At 55.0% G+C, this 19,854-nt stretch carries 4 protein-coding genes; all 4 read left to right on the top strand.

Annotated features, from left to right (window positions below; translation table 11 throughout):
• Nucleotides 1–229 precede the first annotated feature (229 nt).
• Nucleotides 230–8,113, top strand: coding sequence for a non-ribosomal peptide synthetase (locus B0F88_RS16500; RefSeq protein ID WP_181049934.1), 7,884 nt, complete (start codon nucleotides 230–232; stop codon nucleotides 8,111–8,113).
• Nucleotides 8,114–8,117: 4 nt separating this feature from the next.
• On the top strand, nucleotides 8,118–14,690 hold the full coding sequence (locus B0F88_RS16505) for a non-ribosomal peptide synthetase (RefSeq protein WP_104425038.1): 6,573 nt from the start codon (nucleotides 8,118–8,120) through the stop codon (nucleotides 14,688–14,690).
• Nucleotides 14,687–19,261, top strand: coding sequence for a non-ribosomal peptide synthetase (locus B0F88_RS16510; RefSeq protein WP_104425039.1), 4,575 nt, complete (start codon nucleotides 14,687–14,689; stop codon nucleotides 19,259–19,261). Before B0F88_RS16505 ends, B0F88_RS16510 begins: the two co-directional genes overlap by 4 nt.
• Before the next feature lie 153 nt (nucleotides 19,262–19,414).
• Nucleotides 19,415–19,854: STN domain-containing protein (locus B0F88_RS16515; RefSeq protein WP_181049935.1), on the top strand; the 440-nt coding region annotated here is incomplete at its 3' end.

Consider the following 19,854-nt stretch of genomic DNA (forward strand, 5'->3'; position numbering starts at 1 on the left):
GAACGATTGCGTGGCAGATATTTGCTCCCGCGCCCATGCAGTCTTGCAATATCCGTATTCACTACATCCACAGGCGATACCGGAGCGGCGTAGCGCTCTTAGCTGAGCGCGTGGGAGAGAGCGCAGCCCGGATGTCGCGGGCGCGCCCCGCTCCTACGGTGTTATTTCGCTTTATTTAACGGCGGTGGCTAAAACATCCGGGAGTTAGGCTAAAACTATGGAAAAAATCATGACCAACACAGCGATGCAGAGCGCGTCAAACAGCGACAAATTACAGCAAGCCCAGCGCACACAGCTGATTGCCAGACTCAGGAAAACCGATCATATCACCGGCGGCGTTATCGGCAGACGTGGCGCCGGCCAGCCGGCGCCGTTATCGTACTCGCAGGAACGGTTGTGGATCATGTCGGAGCTGGAGCCGGACAATCCGATCTATAACGTCGCCGGCGCCGTGCAATTCGATGGATTGCTGAATACGCAAGCCTTGCAGCAAGGCTTGGACGAGGTGGTCAGGCGTCACGAAATCCTGCGCAGCCGCTTTGTCGCCGAAGGCCAGCAGGTATTATCCGGCGGCGGCTTGCCGCTGACTCGCTTGGATCTTGCCGGCTTTCGCCAAGACCGGGCGATGGAGCTGTTCCAGCGGTGCGCCGACGATTTTAACCGCCAGCCGTTTCGGCTTGCCGGGCAGCCGCCGTTACGTGCGCTGTTGGTGATCTTGGGCGAGCGGGAGCATATTTTATTGCTGGCTTTGCATCATATCGTTTCGGATCGCTGGTCGGTCGGGGTGCTAATGCAGGAAGTCGCCGCGTTGTACCGCGCATACGGCGACGGCCAGCCTTCCGCCTTGCCGGAATTGCCGATTCAGTATGGCGATTTCTGCGTATGGCAACGGGGGCAACAGCAAAAATGGGCCAAGCATTTGGATTATTGGCGGCAAAAACTGGCGGGCGCGCCGCCTCTGCTGGAGTTGCCGACCGACCGGCCAAGGCCGCCGGTACCCAGCTACCGAGGCGAGATGTACAGTTTCGAGCTTTCCGCCGAATTGAGCCGGGAAGTGATAGAACTGGGCAAGCAATACAATGCCACGCTGTTCATGGTGATGGCCGCCGCCTTTAATACGTTGTTGTATCGCTATACCGGCAGTAAAGAACTCTGCATCGGGTATCCGGTGGCCGGGCGCAGCCAAACGCAAACAGCGGCTTTGATAGGTTTTTTTGTCAATACGCTGGTGTTGCGCTGCCGGTCAGAGGCCGATCTGCCGTTCTCGGAGCTGCTGCTGCAATTGCGGGAGCAAGCCTTGCAGGATCAGAATCATCAGGAACTTTCTTTCGGTCAATTGCTGGATGCGTTGAATCCGGTCCGCAACACCAGCCATGCGCCTTTATTCCAGGTGATGCTGGCGGTGCAGAATGTGCCGATGGCGGATTTTCGGATGCAGGACGTGTCGGCTATGCCGCTGGCGATCAACACCCATACAGCGCAATTCGATCTGACCTTGTTTGTCGATCAGCGCGACGGCAAGCTGCTGGGCGGCTTCGAATACAACACCGATTTATTCGATGCCGCGACGATCCAAAGAATGGCCGGGCATCTGCAAATGCTGCTGGCGGGCGTTGTCAGCAAGCCCGAACTGCCGCTGAAACAATTGCCGCTGATGACTCAAGCGGAAACCAAGCGGCTGCTCGAGGACTGGAGTGGCGTGGGGCGAGCCGTGCATGCCTTTAAAGCTATGCCGATCAGTGAACGCCCTACAGCGATTCACCAGCTTTTTGAGATACAGGCGCAAACAATGCCGGATAAAACGGCATTGGCTTTCGCCGGCCGGCGCATCAGTTACGGCGAACTTAACAGCCGCGCGCAGCGATGGGCCGAACGCCTGATGGATTTGGGGATCGGCGCCGAATGCCGGGTCGGCGTCTGCGCCGAGCGTTCCGTCGAGCTGATTGTCGGATTGCTGGCCGCGCTGAAAGCCGGGGCCGCCTATGTTCCTCTGGACCCGAGCTATCCCGAAGAGCGGCTGGATTATATGCTTGATAACGCAGGTATCGAGTTGTTGCTGACGCAAAGCGCATTGGTCGACAAGTTTAAGCATCGCGGCATCAACATGCTTTACTTGGATCAAGCTTTAGTCGAAGGCCAAACAACGCGAACAGCCTCCCGTCCGGTATCACCGAACAACACCGCCTATATTATTTATACCTCCGGCTCTACCGGGCAGCCTAAAGGCGTTCCGGTCAGCCACCGCAATTTGCTGCATTCGACACTGGTCAGGACGGATTATTACCGCGAGCCGCTGGAATGCTTTCTGCTGCTGTCTTCGTTCGCATTCGACAGTTCGGTCGCCGGGATATTCTGGACCCTAAGCCAAGGCGGCTGCTTATGTCTGCCGCAACAGGAAGATTTGACCGATCCTTCAGCCCTGGCCGAACTCATTGACCGGCACCGGGTCAGCCATTTGCTGGCCTTGCCTTCGTTTTATACGGCTATTATCAATGACGGCAATATTCCTCACTTAAATAGTTTGCGGGCGGTTATCGTCGCCGGCGAAGCCTGTTCGGGCGAAACCGCCGCAGAGCATCACCGCAAGTTGTCGGCAGTCCAGCTTTACAACGAATACGGGCCTACCGAAGGGACGGTTTGGAGCAGCGTTTACCACAGCGAGAAAACCGATGCGGACACCATGTTGCCGATCGGCCGGGCTATAGCCGGCGTGCGGATTTATATCCTGGACGAACAATGCCAACCGGCACCGATAGGTATCAGCGGCGAGTTGTGCATAGGCGGAGCCGGTTTGGCGCAAGGCTACCTGAATCAGCCGGCGTTGACTGCGGAAAAATTCATACCCAATCCGTTCAGTGCGGATGGCGAGCGGCTGTACAAAACCGGCGACTTGGCGTGCTTTCGCGCCGATGGCGAAATTGAATTTTTGGGCCGCATCGACAACCAGGTCAAGATTCGCGGCTACCGGATCGAGCTCGGCGAAATCGAAGCCCGCTTGCTGCAACATCCGGCCATTGCCGCCGCCGCAGTGCTGGCGACAGAGGACAATCCCGGCAATAAACGCCTGACCGCCTATATCGTCCCGTCGTCGTCTGAGCCGGAAACGCAGGACTTGCAGCGCTATCTTGGACAAGCCTTGCCGGATTTTATGGTGCCGTCTTTATTTATCAGCCTGGACAAACTGCCGCTAACGCCTAACGGAAAATTGGACCACAAGCGCTTGCCGCAACCGGATCTCAGTGGGCTATCGGCAAAGCACTATGAGGAACCGCAAACGCCGGTTGAAAGGGCTTTGGCCGATATTTGGAGCGAGTTGCTGGCGGTTAAGCGCGTCGGGCGGCACGACAATTTCTTCGAGCTGGGCGGCGACTCGATACTGAGTATTCAGGCCGTGAGCAGGGCTCGCCAAGCCGGTATCGTCATTACCCCCAAACTATTATTCCAGCATCAGACGGTTGCCGCGTTGGCGATGGCGGCCGGGCATAGCCGGCAAATTCCGGCCGAACAAGGCGTTGTGACCGGCGATGTGGCGTTGACGCCGATTCAGCATTGGTTTTTCGAACAAAACCTCAGCAATCCCCATCACTGGAATCAGGCCTTGTTTCTGGAAATAAAGCCCGGACTGACGCCGGATATTTTAGATAGCGCAATCAAGCAATTGCTGATCCACCATGACGTGCTGCGGACGCGGTTCACTCAAGAAAACGGCGAGTGGAAACAATACATCCTTAACGACGAAACGCAGGTTGCTGTCGAACATATCGATTTGTCCGGCGTCGCGGCAGAACGGCAGGCGGCGACGCTCGAATCGGCGGCATCGGTCCAGCAAGCCCGGCTGCATTTAACCGGGGGGCCTGTACTGCGTGCAGTGTGGTTCGACTTAGGTCCAGGGCAATCCAGCCGGGTATTGATTGCGATACACCATTTAGTCGTGGACGGCGTTTCCTGGCGGATTTTACTGGAAGATTTGGCGGCCGTTTGCCTGCAACTGATGTCGGGGCGAACACCGGTATTACCGGCAAAAACCACTTCATTCAAATATTGGTCGGAACAAATCGTTAAACAGGCGGGGAAGGGCGGATTGCCGATCGATAACGCGTATTGGCTGGATTCGCGGCGTAATCGGGTTGCCGTTTTACCGGTAGATGAGCCCGCCGGCCGTAACCTGGTTGCAATGGAAGACGAGGTAACGCTTGCATTGACGGCGGCCGAGACGCGCACGCTGTTGCAGGACGTTCCCGGCGCTTACCGCACCAAAATAGATGAATTGTTGTTGACCGCGCTGACCCGCACCTTATGCGACTGGATGCGTTGCGAATCGGTATTGATCGATATGGAAGGACACGGACGCGAGGATATTGCAAACGAGTTGGACGTTTCCCGTACAGTCGGCTGGTTTACTGCGGTATATCCTGCGCTGTTGACTGTTGCCGGCGATTCCTCATCAGCCGATATGTTGAAATCGGTCAAGGAGCAACTGCGGGCCGTTCCGATGAACGGGATCGGCTACGGTTTGTTGCGCTATGCTTCGGAGGATGCGGTGGCGTTGGCTAGTCAGCCCAAGGCGCAGGTTATTTTCAACTATCTCGGGCAGCTCGATACGGTCATGGCGGCCGATGCGCCGTTTGTGCCGACCCGTGCAGCGACCGGGCAAAGCTGCGATCCGGCCGGCGTCAGGCCCCATGAATTGGCTATTGTCGGCAGCATTTCGGATGGACAAATGCAGTTGAGTTGGCGCTACAGCGGGGAGCGCTACCGCAAGGCTACGATTGAAACGCTGGCCGGCAACTATCGGCAGCATCTTAAGGCGCTGATAGCGCATTGCGTATTGCCGGATTCCGGCGGCTACACGCCTTCCGATTTTCCGTTAATCGCGTTGCCGCAATCCGAATTGGACGCGATGGCCTTGAAGCCCAGGCAGATTGAAGATGTTTACCCGTTGGCGCCGCTGCAATACGGTCTGGTGTTTCACAGCCTGTATGCGCCCGAATCCGGTGTTTACTGCATCCAGCTCGGTTGCCGCTTATCGGGCGAGCTCAATGTTCCGGCGTTCAAACAAGCCTGGCAGTTGCTTGCCGATCGCCACTCGATTCTACGCAGCAGTTTTCAGGTCAAGAACCAGGATCAACTGTTACAAATCGTGCACAAGCATGTACAGTTGCCGATTACCGAATACGACTGGCGCCGGTATTCGGCGCAGGAACAAGCGCTACGTTGGCAACAGTTATTGGCCGATGATCAGGCAAACGGCTTCGACTTTGCCCGTGCGCCGTTGATGCGATTGGCATTGGTGCAATGCTCGGATAAGACGCATTACTTTGTCTGGAGTTATCACCACGTATTGCTGGACGGCTGGAGCGCGCCGCTGCTGATAAAAGACGTATTTTCCGCCTATCATGCGTTGCGGCGCGGGGATGCGCCGTCTTTTCCCTCAGTGCAGCCTTATAGCGGCTATATCGCCTGGCTGCAAAAACAGGATATGGGCGCGGCCGAAGCTTACTGGCGGTCGGCGCTTGGCGGCTTTACCGCCCCGACGCCGTTAATCATCGATAAAACGCCGGATCATGCGGCGGACAGCCATGCCAAAGAGGGCTTGGCTTTATCGGCGTCACTTAGCCAAGCGTTACAGGCTTTCGCAAAACACCATCAGCTGACTTTGAACACGCTGGTGCAAGGCGCCTGGGGGTTATTGCTCAGCCGTTACAGCGGCGAGAATGATGTGGTATTCGGCGCTACGGTGTCGGGCCGGCCCGCCGATATGGCCGATATCGAGTCTATGGTCGGCTTGTTCATCAACTCGCTGCCGGTGCGGGTCAAGGTGACCGCAGACAGCACGGCGCTTGTCTGGCTGCAAGCGCTGTTTGCGCAAAATCAGGACATGCATCGTTTTGAATATGCGCCGTTAACGCACATCCAAGGTTGGTCGGACGTGCCGCGCGGCGCGTCTTTATTCGAAAGTTTGCTGGTTTTCGAGAACTATCCTATCGATCAGGCGCTGACCGGAAATCTGGACGGTCTGACTATCGATGAGGTCAGTGTCGTTGACCAAACCAGCTACCCGTTAACCGTATCCGTTTTTCCGGGAACGGAGCTGCTGTTGGAAATAAGCTATGCCGCAGGCCGGTTCGAAGCTGAGACGATCAAGCGGATGCTGGGGCATTTGCAAGGCCTGCTCGAAGTCTTTATCGAGCAGCCGCAAACCCGCTTATCCGAATTGCCGTTCCTGAATGCGGCGGAGCAACAGCAAATCCTGCTCGACTGGAATGCGACAGAAGTCGCCTACCCGAAGGACCGATACATCCATCAACTGATCGAAGCCCAGGCGGAAGCAACGCCGGATGCACCCGCCGTGGCGTTCGAAGGCCAGGCGCTGACTTACGCCGAGCTGAACGGCAAAGCCAACCGGCTGGCGCATTACCTGCTTAAGCAAGGCGTCGGGCCGGATGTGCTGGTCGGCGTTTGCGTTGAACGTTCGCTGGAAATGGTGATCGGCCTGCTGGGGATTTTGAAAGCCGGCGGCGCTTACCTGCCGCTCGACCCGAGCTATCCGCAAGACCGGCTTGAATTCATGCTGAGCGACGTCGCCCCGCCGGTAATTTTGACCCAGGCGGCGTTGTCGGCAAAACAGGACTTCGGTTCGGCAGCCGTCTTCCGCCTGGATAGCGATTGGGCGCAACTGGCGCAGGAAAGCGCAGCCAATCCCGATATAAAGTTGATGCCGGAAAACCTGGCCTATTGCATTTACACCTCCGGCTCCACCGGGCAACCGAAAGGCGCGGGCGTACCGCACCAGGGCATACTCAACCGGCTGCAATGGATGCAGGCGGAGTACGCCCTGGATCAAAGCGACCGGGTGCTGCAAAAGACCCCGTACAGCTTCGACGTTTCGGTTTGGGAATTCTTCTGGCCGTTGATGACCGGCGCGCAACTGGTCGTCGCCAAGCCGGATCAACACAAAGACAGCCGGGCCTTGATCGACACCATCGTGCGCGAACAGATCACCACCGTCCACTTCGTACCGTCGATGCTGCAAGCCTTTATCGACACGACGGGCGCGGAAAACTGCACCGGCTTGAAACGCGTGATCTGTAGCGGCGAAGCCTTACCGGCCGACCTGGTTGCACGTTTTCAGCAAAAACTGCCGGCCGGACTGCACAACCTTTACGGCCCCACCGAAGCCTCCGTAGACGTCAGTTACTGGGCCTGCATACCGGACAGAGCCGAAACCGCGATCCCTATCGGACGGCCGATAGCCAACATCGCCCTGTACATCCTGGATAGGCAGCTGAACCCCGTACCGGTCGGCACCCCCGGCGAACTGCATATCGGCGGCATCGGCTTGGGCCGCGGCTACCTGAATCGTCCCGGCCTGACCGCGGAAAAATTCATTCCCAACCCGTTCGGTCCCAGCGGCAGCCGCCTGTACAAAACCGGCGATCTGGTCCGTTACCGGCCGGACGGCGACATCGATTACCTGGGCCGGATCGACCATCAAGTCAAAATTCGCGGCTTCAGGATCGAACTGGGCGAAATCGAAGCCCGCCTGCTGGAAGCGCCGGACATCAAAGAAGCGGTCGTCATCGCCCGTGAAGACCAGCCCGGCGACAAGCGCCTCGTTGCCTACCTGGTTTCCGGAACCGCCGTTGCGAGCGAACTATTGAAGCTCCGGCTCAAGGAAACGCTGCCCGAGTACATGGTCCCGAGCGCCTTTGTGCAGTTGGACGGCATGCCGCTGAGCGCCAACGGCAAACTGGATCGCAAGCGCTTGCCCCGGCCGGACCTGAGCGAACTGACGGCAAAGCATTATGTCGCGCCGCGCACGGCCAGCGAAGAAATCCTGGCGGAAATATGGGCCGATGTGCTGGGCGTTGAAAAAGTCGGCGTCGAGGATAATTTTTTCGAATTGGGCGGGCATTCGCTGACCGCAACGGTGCTTTTATCCCGCATAACCAAGCAGTTCCAGCTGGATGTTCCGCTGCATGCCATTTTTGCGGCGCCTACCGTTTCAGGTTTAGCGATGGTCATTGAGGAGCTGTTGATCGAAAAACTGGAAGCGCTTTCCGAGCATGAGATAGAAGACTTGTTCAATAGAAACAATAGCTTTGTGGATTAAGAAGATGCAAAAAACAAACGAATTAGCGAATCGCCGGGCCAATTTGTCCGAAACCAAACAGGCCATGCTGGAGAAGTATTTAAGAGGGCAGGTTAAAACGGATGCCGGCAGAGACAGCATAGCGCCCCGTTTGGAATTACAGGCGGAATTATCTTGTCCACAGCAGCGTCTGTTCTTTCTCGATCATTTGCAATCGATTAATGCGACTTACAATATCCCGGCGGTATTCCAACTGACCGGAACGGTTAACATGGAAGCGTTGCAGCAGGCATTTGACGAAATTATCCGCCGTCACCATATTCTGCGGACTCATTTTGTCCAGGACGGGCAAGCTATCCTGCAAATAGTGGCGCCGAAATTAAAACTTTCATATCCGGTCACCAATCTTGATGCTTTACCCAAGGATCAACAAGCGGCCGAAAAACAGCGTCTGGAGCATGAAGATTTACAAAGAACTTTTGATTTGAGGCAGGGGCCGCTGTTACGGATAAACCTGATACGGCTGAGCGATAAAGCGGATAAACAAAATCATTTCCTGTTGTTTACGCTGCATCACATCATCTCGGATGGCTGGTCCAACAGCATTCTGATTCGCGAGTTTATCGATATTTACACGGCATTCAGTCAAGGCAAGCCCTCGCCCTTAGCCGAACTGCCGATCCAATATACGGATTTCGCCTATTGGCAAAAACAATGGCTGACGACCGAGGCCTATAAAAAGCAATTGGCTTATTGGAAAGAACAGTTAAAGGACGCGCCGGATAGCCTGCAATTGCCGACAACAAGTCAGACAAACCCGTCCCAGAATTACAAAGGCGGCGTTTGTCGCTTCGAGTTGCCGGAAATACTGAACGAAAAGTTTAATGTTTTGAGCCGCAAGCAAGGCGTTTCGTTGTTTATGACGCTGCTTGCCGCATTTAATGTTTTGCTCTACCGCTATTCGTCCCAAAACGATATTTGCATCGGTACGCCTGTTGCCAACCGCAACCGGCAGGAACTGGAAGGCCTGATCGGTTTTTTTGTGAATACCTTGGTATTACGCTGCGACTTGTCGGGAAATGCAAAATTTACAACCTTGCTGTCTAAAACCAAAACTATGGTTTTAGACGCGCAGGCGAACCAGGATCTGCCGTTCGATAAATTAGTCGAAGAACTCGGCGCGGTGCGCGATTTAAATCGCAGCCCGCTATTTCAAGTGATGTTCGTCATGCAAAACACGCCTGAGCAACAATTGACCTTGCCTGGGCTTGAATTGAGTTTTGAAACCGCCGACACGCAAACGGCCAAATTCGATTTGACGCTGCTGTTAACGGAAAAAAACGGAAGTTTGCAGGGCTTGTTCGAATACAACACGAACTTGTTCGATCAGGCTGCGGTTAAGCGAATGGCCGAGCATTACCGGGTTTTGGTTGAAGGTATTGCCGATCAGCCGGAACTGAGAATAAACGATTTTCCGTTGATGCGGGATAAAGACCGGACACGAATTATCGAGGAATGGGGTGCAAAACGGGCCGCTTATGCGCCCGGTAAATGCCTGCATCAAGTATTCGAAAGCCGGGTTGAAAAAACGCCCGATGCAATGGCGCTGACATTTGAAAACCGGTCGTTGAATTACCGTGAACTGAACGAACGGGCAAATCAATTGGCGCATTATTTAATCGGGCTCGGCGTGCGCCCGGATAATTTGATCGGCTTGTATGTCGAGCGTTCGCTGGAGATGGTGATCGGCCTGTTGGGCATTCTGAAAGCCGGGTGCGCTTATGTGCCGCTGGACCCTTCCTATCCGCAAGAAAGGATTCAATATCTTCTGGACGATTCGGGAACCCGGATCCTGATAACCCAGAAGCATCTGCTGGAGAAAATACCGCCAGCTATCGACAATGTGATTTGTCTCGACAATGAAGAGCCAATTTATACCCGGAGCAGCAAAACCAATCCGGTCAGTGATGCAAGGCCGGCTAATCTTGCTTACATCATCTATACGTCGGGTTCTACCGGACAGCCCAAAGGCGTCCAGATCACGCACGAAAATGTATTGCGCTTATTTGAAGCAAGCGAAATGCAGTTTAACTTCAGTTCAAAAGACACTTGGACCCTGTTTCATTCCTACGCATTCGATTTCTCGGTATGGGAAATATGGGGGGCGTTGCTGTACGGAGGCCGTTTGCTTGTCGTTCCTTATCCTATAAGTCGGAAGCCTGAAGCCTTTCGTCAATTGCTCTGCGATGAACAAGTGACGGTTTTAAACCAGACGCCTTCGGCATTCCGGCAGCTTATCGCCGCCGAGGCCGCTTTACCGGCACGGGCTGGGGAGTTGGCGTTACGGTATGTTATTTTCGGCGGCGAAGCGCTTAGCCCGCTGGATTTGATGCCTTGGGTCGAACGCCATGGCGATGCCAAGCCGCAATTGATCAACATGTACGGCATCACCGAAACGACCGTGCATGTCACTTTCCAGCGCATTACCGAAGAACACATTTACGGCGATATAAAAAGCCCGATCGGCCAGCCTTTGTCCGACCTTTACGCTTATGTGCTCGACCCGTCGTTAAACCCCGTACCTATCGGCATACCCGGAGAGTTATATGTCGGCGGCGCGGGATTGACCAGAGGCTATTTAAACCGGCCTGAATTAACGGCAGAACGGTTTATTCCCGATCCTTACGGGGAAAGCGCCGGCAGCAGGCTTTACAAAACCGGCGATCTTGCCTGTTACAGGGAAAACGGCTGCATCGATTATTTAGGCCGGATCGATCATCAGGTAAAAATCAGGGGCTTCCGTATCGAGCTGGGCGAAATAGAAGCGGCGATCAAAAAACAACCCGCCGTTCGCGATACGGTCGCCTTGGTCAGGGAAGATCAGTCCCTAGGCAAATATATTGTCGCTTACATCGTGCCGCAACCCGAACAATCGCCTACGGTCACCGAATTGCGTAGCGGCCTGAAAAATACATTGCCTGACTATATGGTTCCGGCGGTGTTTGTTTTTTTAAACGCGTTTCCGTTAACCGAACATGGAAAGCTGAATGTAAAAGCATTGCCGGAACCCGAAGGCGCAAGGCCCGATCTGGTGAAAGCCTATACTGCGCCGCGTAACGAAGCCGAAGAAATTCTGGCTGGCATCTGGTCGCAGGTTCTAGGCATAGAGCAAGTCGGCATAGACGATAATTTCTTTGAATTAGGCGGGGACTCGATCCGAAGCTTGCAGGTTCTAAACCTTGCAAAACAGCGGAACTTGGCTTTTTCATTGGAACAGCTTTATCAGCAAGGGACAATTCGGGAGCTGTTGACGGTTTTGAAGCCGGTCAATGCCAATCCTGAAGTTCCGCTGCAGCCATTCGCTTTAATTTCCAATTCCGACCGTAATAAACTGCCGAATGATGTCGAAGACACCTATCCGATGACGGCCTTGCAGGCGGGCATGATTTTCCACAGTGAATACGAACGGAACGCCTATCATGTCGTCGACAGCATATTGCTCCGGTGCCCGTTGGATATAGCGGCCTTGACAAAGGTCATCGACCACGTTGTCGAGCGGCATCCGATCTTGAGAACATCTTTCGATTTGGGCAATTACAGTGAGCCGCTGCAATTGGTTTTCGCTAAAGATAAAGCATTAACGCCGGTTGAATTCGATGACTGGAGATTGCATTCTGCCGAGCTTCAAAAACAACAGCTTGCGGTATGGCTGGAATTGGAGCGGGCCAGAGCCTTCGACATTACAAAGCCGCCTTTAATCCGGTTTCATATCCATCAGCTTAGCGATGATACATTCCGGTTTACGGTGACCGAGCATCATGCGGTTCTCGACGGCTGGAGCCTTAATGCGATGCTGAATGAGATTTTTACCTATTATCTGTCTTTGCTGAGCGGGCAGCATTATACGGCTGACTCACAACCCTATAACGCCTTGAGAGATTTGGTTGTTTGGGAGCGCGAAGCTATAAAATCCGAGCCGCATCAAAGCTATTGGCAAAACAAGTTAGACGGTATCAGCCATGCTTTACTGCCTGCCTGGTCTGGTGTCGGCGATGCCAAGAAAACCGGCGATATAACGCCTTCCAGGAAACTGACCACATTATCGCCGGAAACTTCGGCAGCCTTGCAGGCGGTAGCAAGATCGCTTTCAGTTCCGCTAAAAAGCGTACTGTTGGCCGCGCACCTGAAAGCGCTCGGCATGTTATACGGCGAACAGCATATTACAACGGGGCTGGTCTGTAGCGTTCGCCCTGAAATAAACGATGCGGATAGCGCTTTGGGCGTTTTTCTGAATACTCTGCCGCTCCCGGTGCAACTTCATGGCGGTACTTGGGCCGACTTGATCCTGCAGGCTTTCGATGCCGAATGCGAGTTGCTGAAATTCAGGTTTTATCCCTTGGCGCAAATCCAGCATGACCATAAAGGACAGGCATTATTCGATGCGGTATTTCACTACGTCCATTTCCATAATGTCAGCGACTTGGCCCAATCCCGGCAATTTGAGGCCTTGGAGTGGGTGGATTACATACTGCCGAACTTCGAGCTGGAAGTAGCCTTTCAACTGGATGTTAAATTATCGCAAATCCGGCTGCTGGTTTCGGGCAATGGGAGACGCCTGGATGAAAAGCAAATCTATGCGGCTTCGGATTATTTAATGGACATACTTTCGCAGATTGCTCAGTCGCCACGGGAACGTTACGACTACCGAAGTTTTCTGACCGGTGCTGAGCAGAAAAAACTGCTGGGCGACTGGAATGCGACAGAAGCCGACTACCCGAAGAACCGGTACATCCATCAACTGATCGAAGCGCAGGCGGAAGCAACGCCGGATGCGCCCGCCGTGGCGTTCGAAGGCGAGGCGCTGACTTACGCCGAGCTGAACGGCAAAGCCAACCGGCTGGCGCATTACCTGCTTAAGCAAGGCGTCGGGCCGGATGTGCTGGTCGGCGTTTGCGTTGAACGTTCGCTGGAAATGGTGATCGGCCTGCTGGGGATTTTGAAAGCCGGCGGCGCTTACCTGCCGCTCGACCCGAGCTATCCGCAAGACCGGCTTGAATTCATGCTGAGCGACGTCGCCCCGCCGGTAATTTTGACCCAGGCGGCGTTGTCGGCAAAACAGGATTTCGGTTCGGCAGCCGTCTTCCGCCTGGATAGCGATTGGGCGCAACTGGCGCAGGAAAGCGCAGCCAATCCCGATATAAAGTTGATGCCGGAAAACCTGGCCTATTGCATTTACACCTCCGGCTCCACCGGGCAACCGAAAGGCGCGGGCGTACCGCACCAGGGCATACTCAACCGGCTGCAATGGATGCAGGCGGAGTACGCCCTGGATCAAAGCGACCGGGTGCTGCAAAAGACCCCGTACAGCTTCGACGTTTCGGTTTGGGAATTCTTCTGGCCGTTGATGACCGGCGCGCAACTGGTCGTCGCCAAGCCGGATCAACACAAAGACAGCCGGGCCTTGATCGACACCATCGTGCGCGAACAGATCACCACCGTCCACTTCGTACCGTCGATGCTGCAAGCCTTTATCGACACGACGGGCGCGGAAAACTGCACCGGCTTGAAACGCGTGATCTGTAGCGGCGAAGCCTTACCGGCCGACCTGGTTGCACGTTTTCAGCAAAAACTGCCGGCCGGACTGCACAACCTTTACGGCCCCACCGAAGCCTCCGTAGACGTCAGTTACTGGGCCTGCATACCGGACAGAGCCGAAACCGCGATCCCTATCGGACGGCCGATAGCCAACATCGCCCTGTACATCCTGGATAGGCAGCTGAACCCCGTACCGGTCGGCACCCCCGGCGAACTGCATATCGGCGGCATCGGCTTGGGCCGCGGCTACCTGAATCGTCCCGGCCTGACCGCGGAAAAATTCATTCCCAACCCGTTCGGTCCCAGCGGCAGCCGCCTGTACAAAACCGGCGATCTGGTCCGTTACCGGCCGGACGGCGACATCGATTACCTGGGCCGGATCGACCATCAAGTCAAAATTCGCGGCTTCAGGATCGAACTGGGCGAAATCGAAGCCCGCCTGCTGGAAGCGCCGGACATCAAAGAAGCGGTCGTCATCGCCCGTGAAGACCAGCCCGGCGACAAGCGCCTCGTTGCCTACCTGGTTTCCGGAACCGCCGTTGCGAGCGAACTATTGAAGCTCCGGCTCAAGGAAACGCTGCCCGAGTACATGGTCCCGAGCGCCTTTGTGCAGTTGGACGGCATGCCGCTGAGCGCCAACGGCAAACTGGATCGCAAGCGCTTGCCCCGGCCGGACCTCAGCGAACTGTCGGCAAAACAGTATGTCGCGCCGCGCACGGACAGCGAAGAGATTCTGGCGGAAATATGGGCCGATGTGCTGGGCGTTGACAGAGTCGGCGTCGAGGATAATTTTTTCGAATTGGGCGGGCATTCGCTGTTGGCGACTCAGCTGGTATCCCGGATTTGTATCCGATTCGGGATTGATTTACCGTTAAAGACCCTTTTTGACACGACGAATGTCGCGCAGTTGGCCGCGAAAGTCGATTTGCTGACTTGGGCTAGAGATCAGGCGGAGACGGCGGCGAATGCAGATGAAATCGAGCTTGAGGATATCGAACTATGATGTTGAGTCAATTGCTGACGACATTGCGGGATTTGAATGTGCATCTTTATGTTGAGCAGGGCGATTTAAAATGCAAGGCGCCGAAAGGTGCGTTGAACGAAGCGCTTAAGTTACAGCTCAAATCCAGAAAAGCGGAGTTAATCGAAGCACTGTCCCAGGCCGGGCAAGCATCCGCATCACCTATAAAGCCGGACCAGAGAACAGCGCCGTTACCGCTTTCATACGCCCAGCAGCGTTTGTGGTTTCTGGATCAATTGGAACCGGACAGTTCTTTTTACAACATGCCTGTCGCGTTCAGGCTAAGCGGGTATTTGAATGACGCGGCGTTGCAGCAAGGTTTCAGCGAGATCGTTCGCAGGCATGAAAACTTGCGCACTTCTTTCGTGACCGAGAATGCAGCGCCGACACAGAGGATTTCATCCGAATCCGCATTGCCTGTTGCCCATGTCGATTTAACCGGCTTGTCTCGGCAGGCTTGCCGGGATGCGCTGTCGGATCTGTGCCGGCAGGAAGCGGAAAAGCCTTTTTCGTTAGCCGTCGGCCCGTTAATCCGGGTAACGTTGATTGCCTTGCCTGACGGTGCCGGGCGGAAGCAAAACATTCTGCTGCTGACGATGCATCATATTATCTCCGACGGCTGGTCCTCGGCGATTTTGATGCGCGAATTTGTTTCGCTGTATCAGGCGTTCAGCCGGGGCAGACCTTCACCGTTAGCGGAGTTGCCGATTCAATATGCCGATTTTGCCTGTTGGCAGCGCCGCCGTCTTGTTGGCGATGTATTGCAGCGGCAAATCGATTATTGGCGCAGTAAACTGGACGGTGCGCCAAGCCTGCTGGAACTGCCGACAGACCGTCCCAGGCCAGCGGTCATGGCTTATCGCGGCGCATCACACCAGTTTGAGATTCCGGCCGCGCTCGCGGAGCAAATCCAACGAATAAGCCGCCAATACGATGCGACCTTGTTTGCAGTGCTGCTGGCGGCGCTCAATATCCTGTTGTTTCGCTATAGCCACCAGAAAGATATATGCGTCGGTACGCCTGTTGCGAACCGAAATCGCATGGAGATAGAGGGCTTGATCGGTTTTTTCGTCAATACTCTGGTGTTGCGCAGCGACTTGTCGGGCGATCCGCAATTCAACCGCTTGCTGGCCGAGGTCAGAAACACCGTTTTGGATGCCCAAAACCATCAGGATCTGCCGTTCGAACAGCTGGTCGAAGCGCTGAGGCCCGAACGTAATGTGAGCTACAGCCCGTTGTTTCAGGTTATGTTCGTGCTGCAAAACCAGTCCGGCCAGTCGCTGAGCCTGCCGGGCTTGGACATTGGCGTGATCGATGAGGAAAACACGGTTGCTAAATTCGACCTGACTTTGCATATTCATGAAAACGAAGGCGCACTTGCCGGCAGTTTTGAATATAACACCGAGTTATTCGATCCGGCCACGGTAACGCGCATTGCAGAACACTATCTGACGCTGCTGCAAGGCATTGCGGACGCACCGCAGGCGCGCATTTCCGAACTGCCGCTGCTGACGCGGGATCAGCGCAGGCAAATCCTGGTTGATTGGAATTCGACGCAGGCGGTTTATCCAGCCGACCGATGCCTTCACCAACTGTTTGAGGCGCAAGTGGGCAAAACGCCGGACGCCGATGCGGTGGCGTTTGCAGACCAAACATTAAGTTATGCCGAATTGAACGCCAGAGCCAATCTGCTGGCCTATTATCTGCGTTCCAAGGGCGTAGGGCCGGGAAGTTCGGTCGGCCTTTGCGTCGAGCGGTCGTTGGAAATGGCGGTCGGCATGCTGGGCATATTGAAGGCGGGCGGCGCTTATGTGCCGCTGGATCCCCATTACCCGGAAGAGCGCATCGCCTATATGCTGAAAGATGCGGGCATTGCGATGCTGCTTAGCCAGCAGCGGCTGGCGGGGGCATTGCCGTCCGGCGTGAAGGACACGGTTTACCTGGACAGCGATTGGGCGACGATAGCGCAAGGGTCTATCGACAATCCGGCGCCGTGCAATCATCCGCTCGATCTGGCCTATATGATCTACACTTCCGGCTCCACCGGACAACCCAAAGGCGTGATGGTTTCGCACCGCAACGCCGTGCATTCGACAAACGCACGGTTTTCAAGCTATCGGCATCCGGTCAGCGCCTATCTGCTGTTGTCCTCGTTTGCATTCGACAGTTCCGTGGCAGGGCTGTTCTGGACGCTGGGGCAGGGCGGTTGTTTGTGTCTGCCGACTGACGATGACGCCAAAGATCCGGCGGCATTGGCCGAGCTGATCTTAAACCGGCGAGTGTCGCATCTGCTGGCCTTGCCGTCCTTCTATGCCTTGCTGTTGAAACAGGCGGCAACGGAGCTGCAATCCTTGAAAACGGCTATCGTTGCCGGAGAAGCCTGTTCAGTCGAGGTCGTCAAACAACACCGCGCGGTATTGCCGCATGTGCCTTTATATAACGAATACGGCCCTACCGAAGGCTCGGTATGGAGCAGCGTTTACCTGGCCGATCAGGATGATTTGGACAGGCCGCTGTCGATAGGGCGTCCGATCAGCAATGTTAGGCTCTACATTCTGGATAAGGCCGGCAGTCCGGTGCCGGTCGGCGTACAGGGAGAGCTCCATATCGGCGGCGAAGGCGTGGTGCGCGGCTATTGGCGGCGTCCCGAACTGACCGCGGAAAAATTCATCCCCGATCCGTTCCGGCTTGACGGCGGCAGGCTCTACAAAACCGGCGACCTGGCCCGTTACCGGCCGGACGGCAATATCGAATTTTTAGGCCGCATCGACCATCAGGTGAAAATCCGCGGCTTCAGGATCGAACTGGGGGAAATAGAAACGCGGTTGATGGCTTATCCCGGTGTCGATGAGGCTGTCGTTCTAGCCAGGGAAGACCGGTTCGGCAACAAGCGTCTGCTTGCTTACCTGACCGCACGGGATAACGCGGCGTTAACCGAGAGTGCCTTGCGTGACGCGATCAAGGAAAGTATGCCGGACTATATGCTGCCCGGTGCTTTTGTTTTTCTCGAGCGGTTGCCGTTGACGGCTAACGGCAAGATTGACCGTAAGGCCTTGCCCGAGCCGGACTTGGCTGAAACGGCAAAAAACGCCTATGAAGCGCCTGTGACGGAGACGGAAAAAAGCCTGGCGGCTATTTGGAGCGGGATACTCGGCATTGAGCGGATAGGCAGAAACGACGATTTTTTCGAGTTGGGCGGGCATTCGTTGCTGGCGGCCCAGTTGCCGTTTTCGGTGCAAAAAAAACTGAACGCCCAGCTGCCGCTGAAGAGTTTTTTCGAGACACCCATCCTGGCGGCGCAAGCACGGTTAATCGATCGGGGCGAAAGCGGTGAAATGCCGGTTAACCTTGAAGCCGAAGCCGTGCTTGACCCTGCGATTATTCCGTTACAGCCTGCGCCTATCGACGTAGCGGCGGCTCAAGCGGTGTTCCTGACCGGTGCGACCGGTTTTCTCGGTGTGTTTTTGCTGGCCGAGTTGCTGGAACGGATCGACGCTGAAATTTATTGCCTGGTCAGGGCTGCCGATGAACGGGAAGCGCTGACCCGGCTGCAACGCCAAGCGGACCGTTATGAGCTGCATGAGCGTATCGATTGGAGTCGGGTTATCGCCGTCTGCGGTGATTTGGCGGAACCCGGACTTGGACTCTCAAAATTACGCTACGAAGAAATAGCCGGGCAGGCTGAAGTCATTTACCACAACGGGGCGCTGGTCAGTTTCGTCCAGCCTTACAAAACCCTGAAAGCCGCCAATGTTCTGGGTACGGAAGAAGTGCTGCGTCTCGCCTGTATCGGCAAAGCCAAGGCCATTCATTATGTTTCGACTTTGTCGGTGTTTAGCGAAGTTTCCGCCGGTAATGCGAGCGGATACAGGGAAAATGATGAGCCGAAACCCAGCGGAAATCTAGTCAACGGCTACGCGCAGAGTAAATGGGTGGCGGAAAAGCTGGTCAGGTCGGCCAGGGATAGAGGTTTTCAGGTGAGTGTTTACAGGCCGGCGACGGTTTCGGGAGATACCCGGAACGGGGTGTGGAACACCGACGATTTTCTGTGCCGGATGCTTAAAGGCTGTATTCAGCTGGGATCGGCGCCGGAAGGCAATAGTCCGCTCGATATAGCGCCTGTCGATTACATGAGCCGCGCCATCGTCTCGCTTTCGTTGCAGCCGAGTTCGGTCGGCGCTTGTTTCCATTTAAATCATCCCGAACCGCCTTATTCCGATGAGCTGATCGATTGGTTCAGCCGGTCGGGTTATCGTCTGGAGCGTATTCCTTATAGAGACTGGGTGAACAAGGTGTTAAAAACCGGCGAGGCGGGGTACGAAGATTTTGCTTTATTGCCGCTGCTGCCGGTGTTTTCGGTCCAGAACCAGGATGAGCAGGCGTCGGAAGAAGATAACATCCGCTACGATTGCAGCGAAACGCAAGGCGTGTTGTCGAAATTAGGCATCGAGTGCGCCATGTTGGACGGCGAGTTGTTGGCGCGTTATCAAAACTATTTTAGACGTAGCGGGTTTGTTCAGGAGCCGGAGCATTACAAAGAGAAATTATTCTAAACAAAATGATTTTGCGGGTGGGGTGGATTTCAAGCTTGCTCGTCTACCTTATTGTAAACGTATTGGCTGCACTGATAACAATATCTGCAAGTGTTCGGTTCCTGCTTTATAAGAACTTGACTCAAGCACGAAACTACTAAGGAAAATTCTAAAATGCTTAATAACAAGAAAAGCTTTTCTTCCGGCGGAATGGCGGTTAACCGGGGAAAAAAGATCAGGTCATGCTTCATCAACGGGGTGTTTATTTTAACGTTTTGCCATGCGGCGCCAGCTTTATCGGAACAAACCCAAAAAATCCAGTTTGACATGCCTTCCAGCGATTTGGCTTCCGCACTGAATCGTTACGCGGAAAAAACCGGTATGGAATTAAGCTATCCGGCCTCTATGGTAGCAGGTTCAAAATCAATGCCGCTTAAAGGCAGTTACGGCGTTCAAGAAGGCTTGAACGAATTATTGCGGGGAACCGGCTTGGCTTACCGGTTGACCGGGGAAAATAGTGTGACGCTTGAAAAAGCGCCGGTTTCTAAAGCAGCAGGCTCTACAACCTTGTCCGGGGTAACGGTTAAAGGACAACGGCAGTATGACCCTAACGA

Source organism: Methylobacter tundripaludum (assembly GCF_002934365.1).
Classification (GTDB): Bacteria; Pseudomonadota; Gammaproteobacteria; order Methylococcales; family Methylomonadaceae; genus Methylobacter_A; species Methylobacter_A tundripaludum_A.

Bases quoted from the DNA above. Each gene is read 5' to 3' on its own strand.
- B0F88_RS16500 (WP_181049934.1), top strand. From the start codon at position 230: ATGACCAACACAGCGATGCAGAGCGCGTCAAACAGCGACAAATTACAG.
- B0F88_RS16505 (WP_104425038.1), top strand. From the start codon at position 8,118: ATGCAAAAAACAAACGAATTAGCGAATCGCCGGGCCAATTTGTCCGAA.
- B0F88_RS16510 (WP_104425039.1), top strand. From the start codon at position 14,687: ATGATGTTGAGTCAATTGCTGACGACATTGCGGGATTTGAATGTGCAT.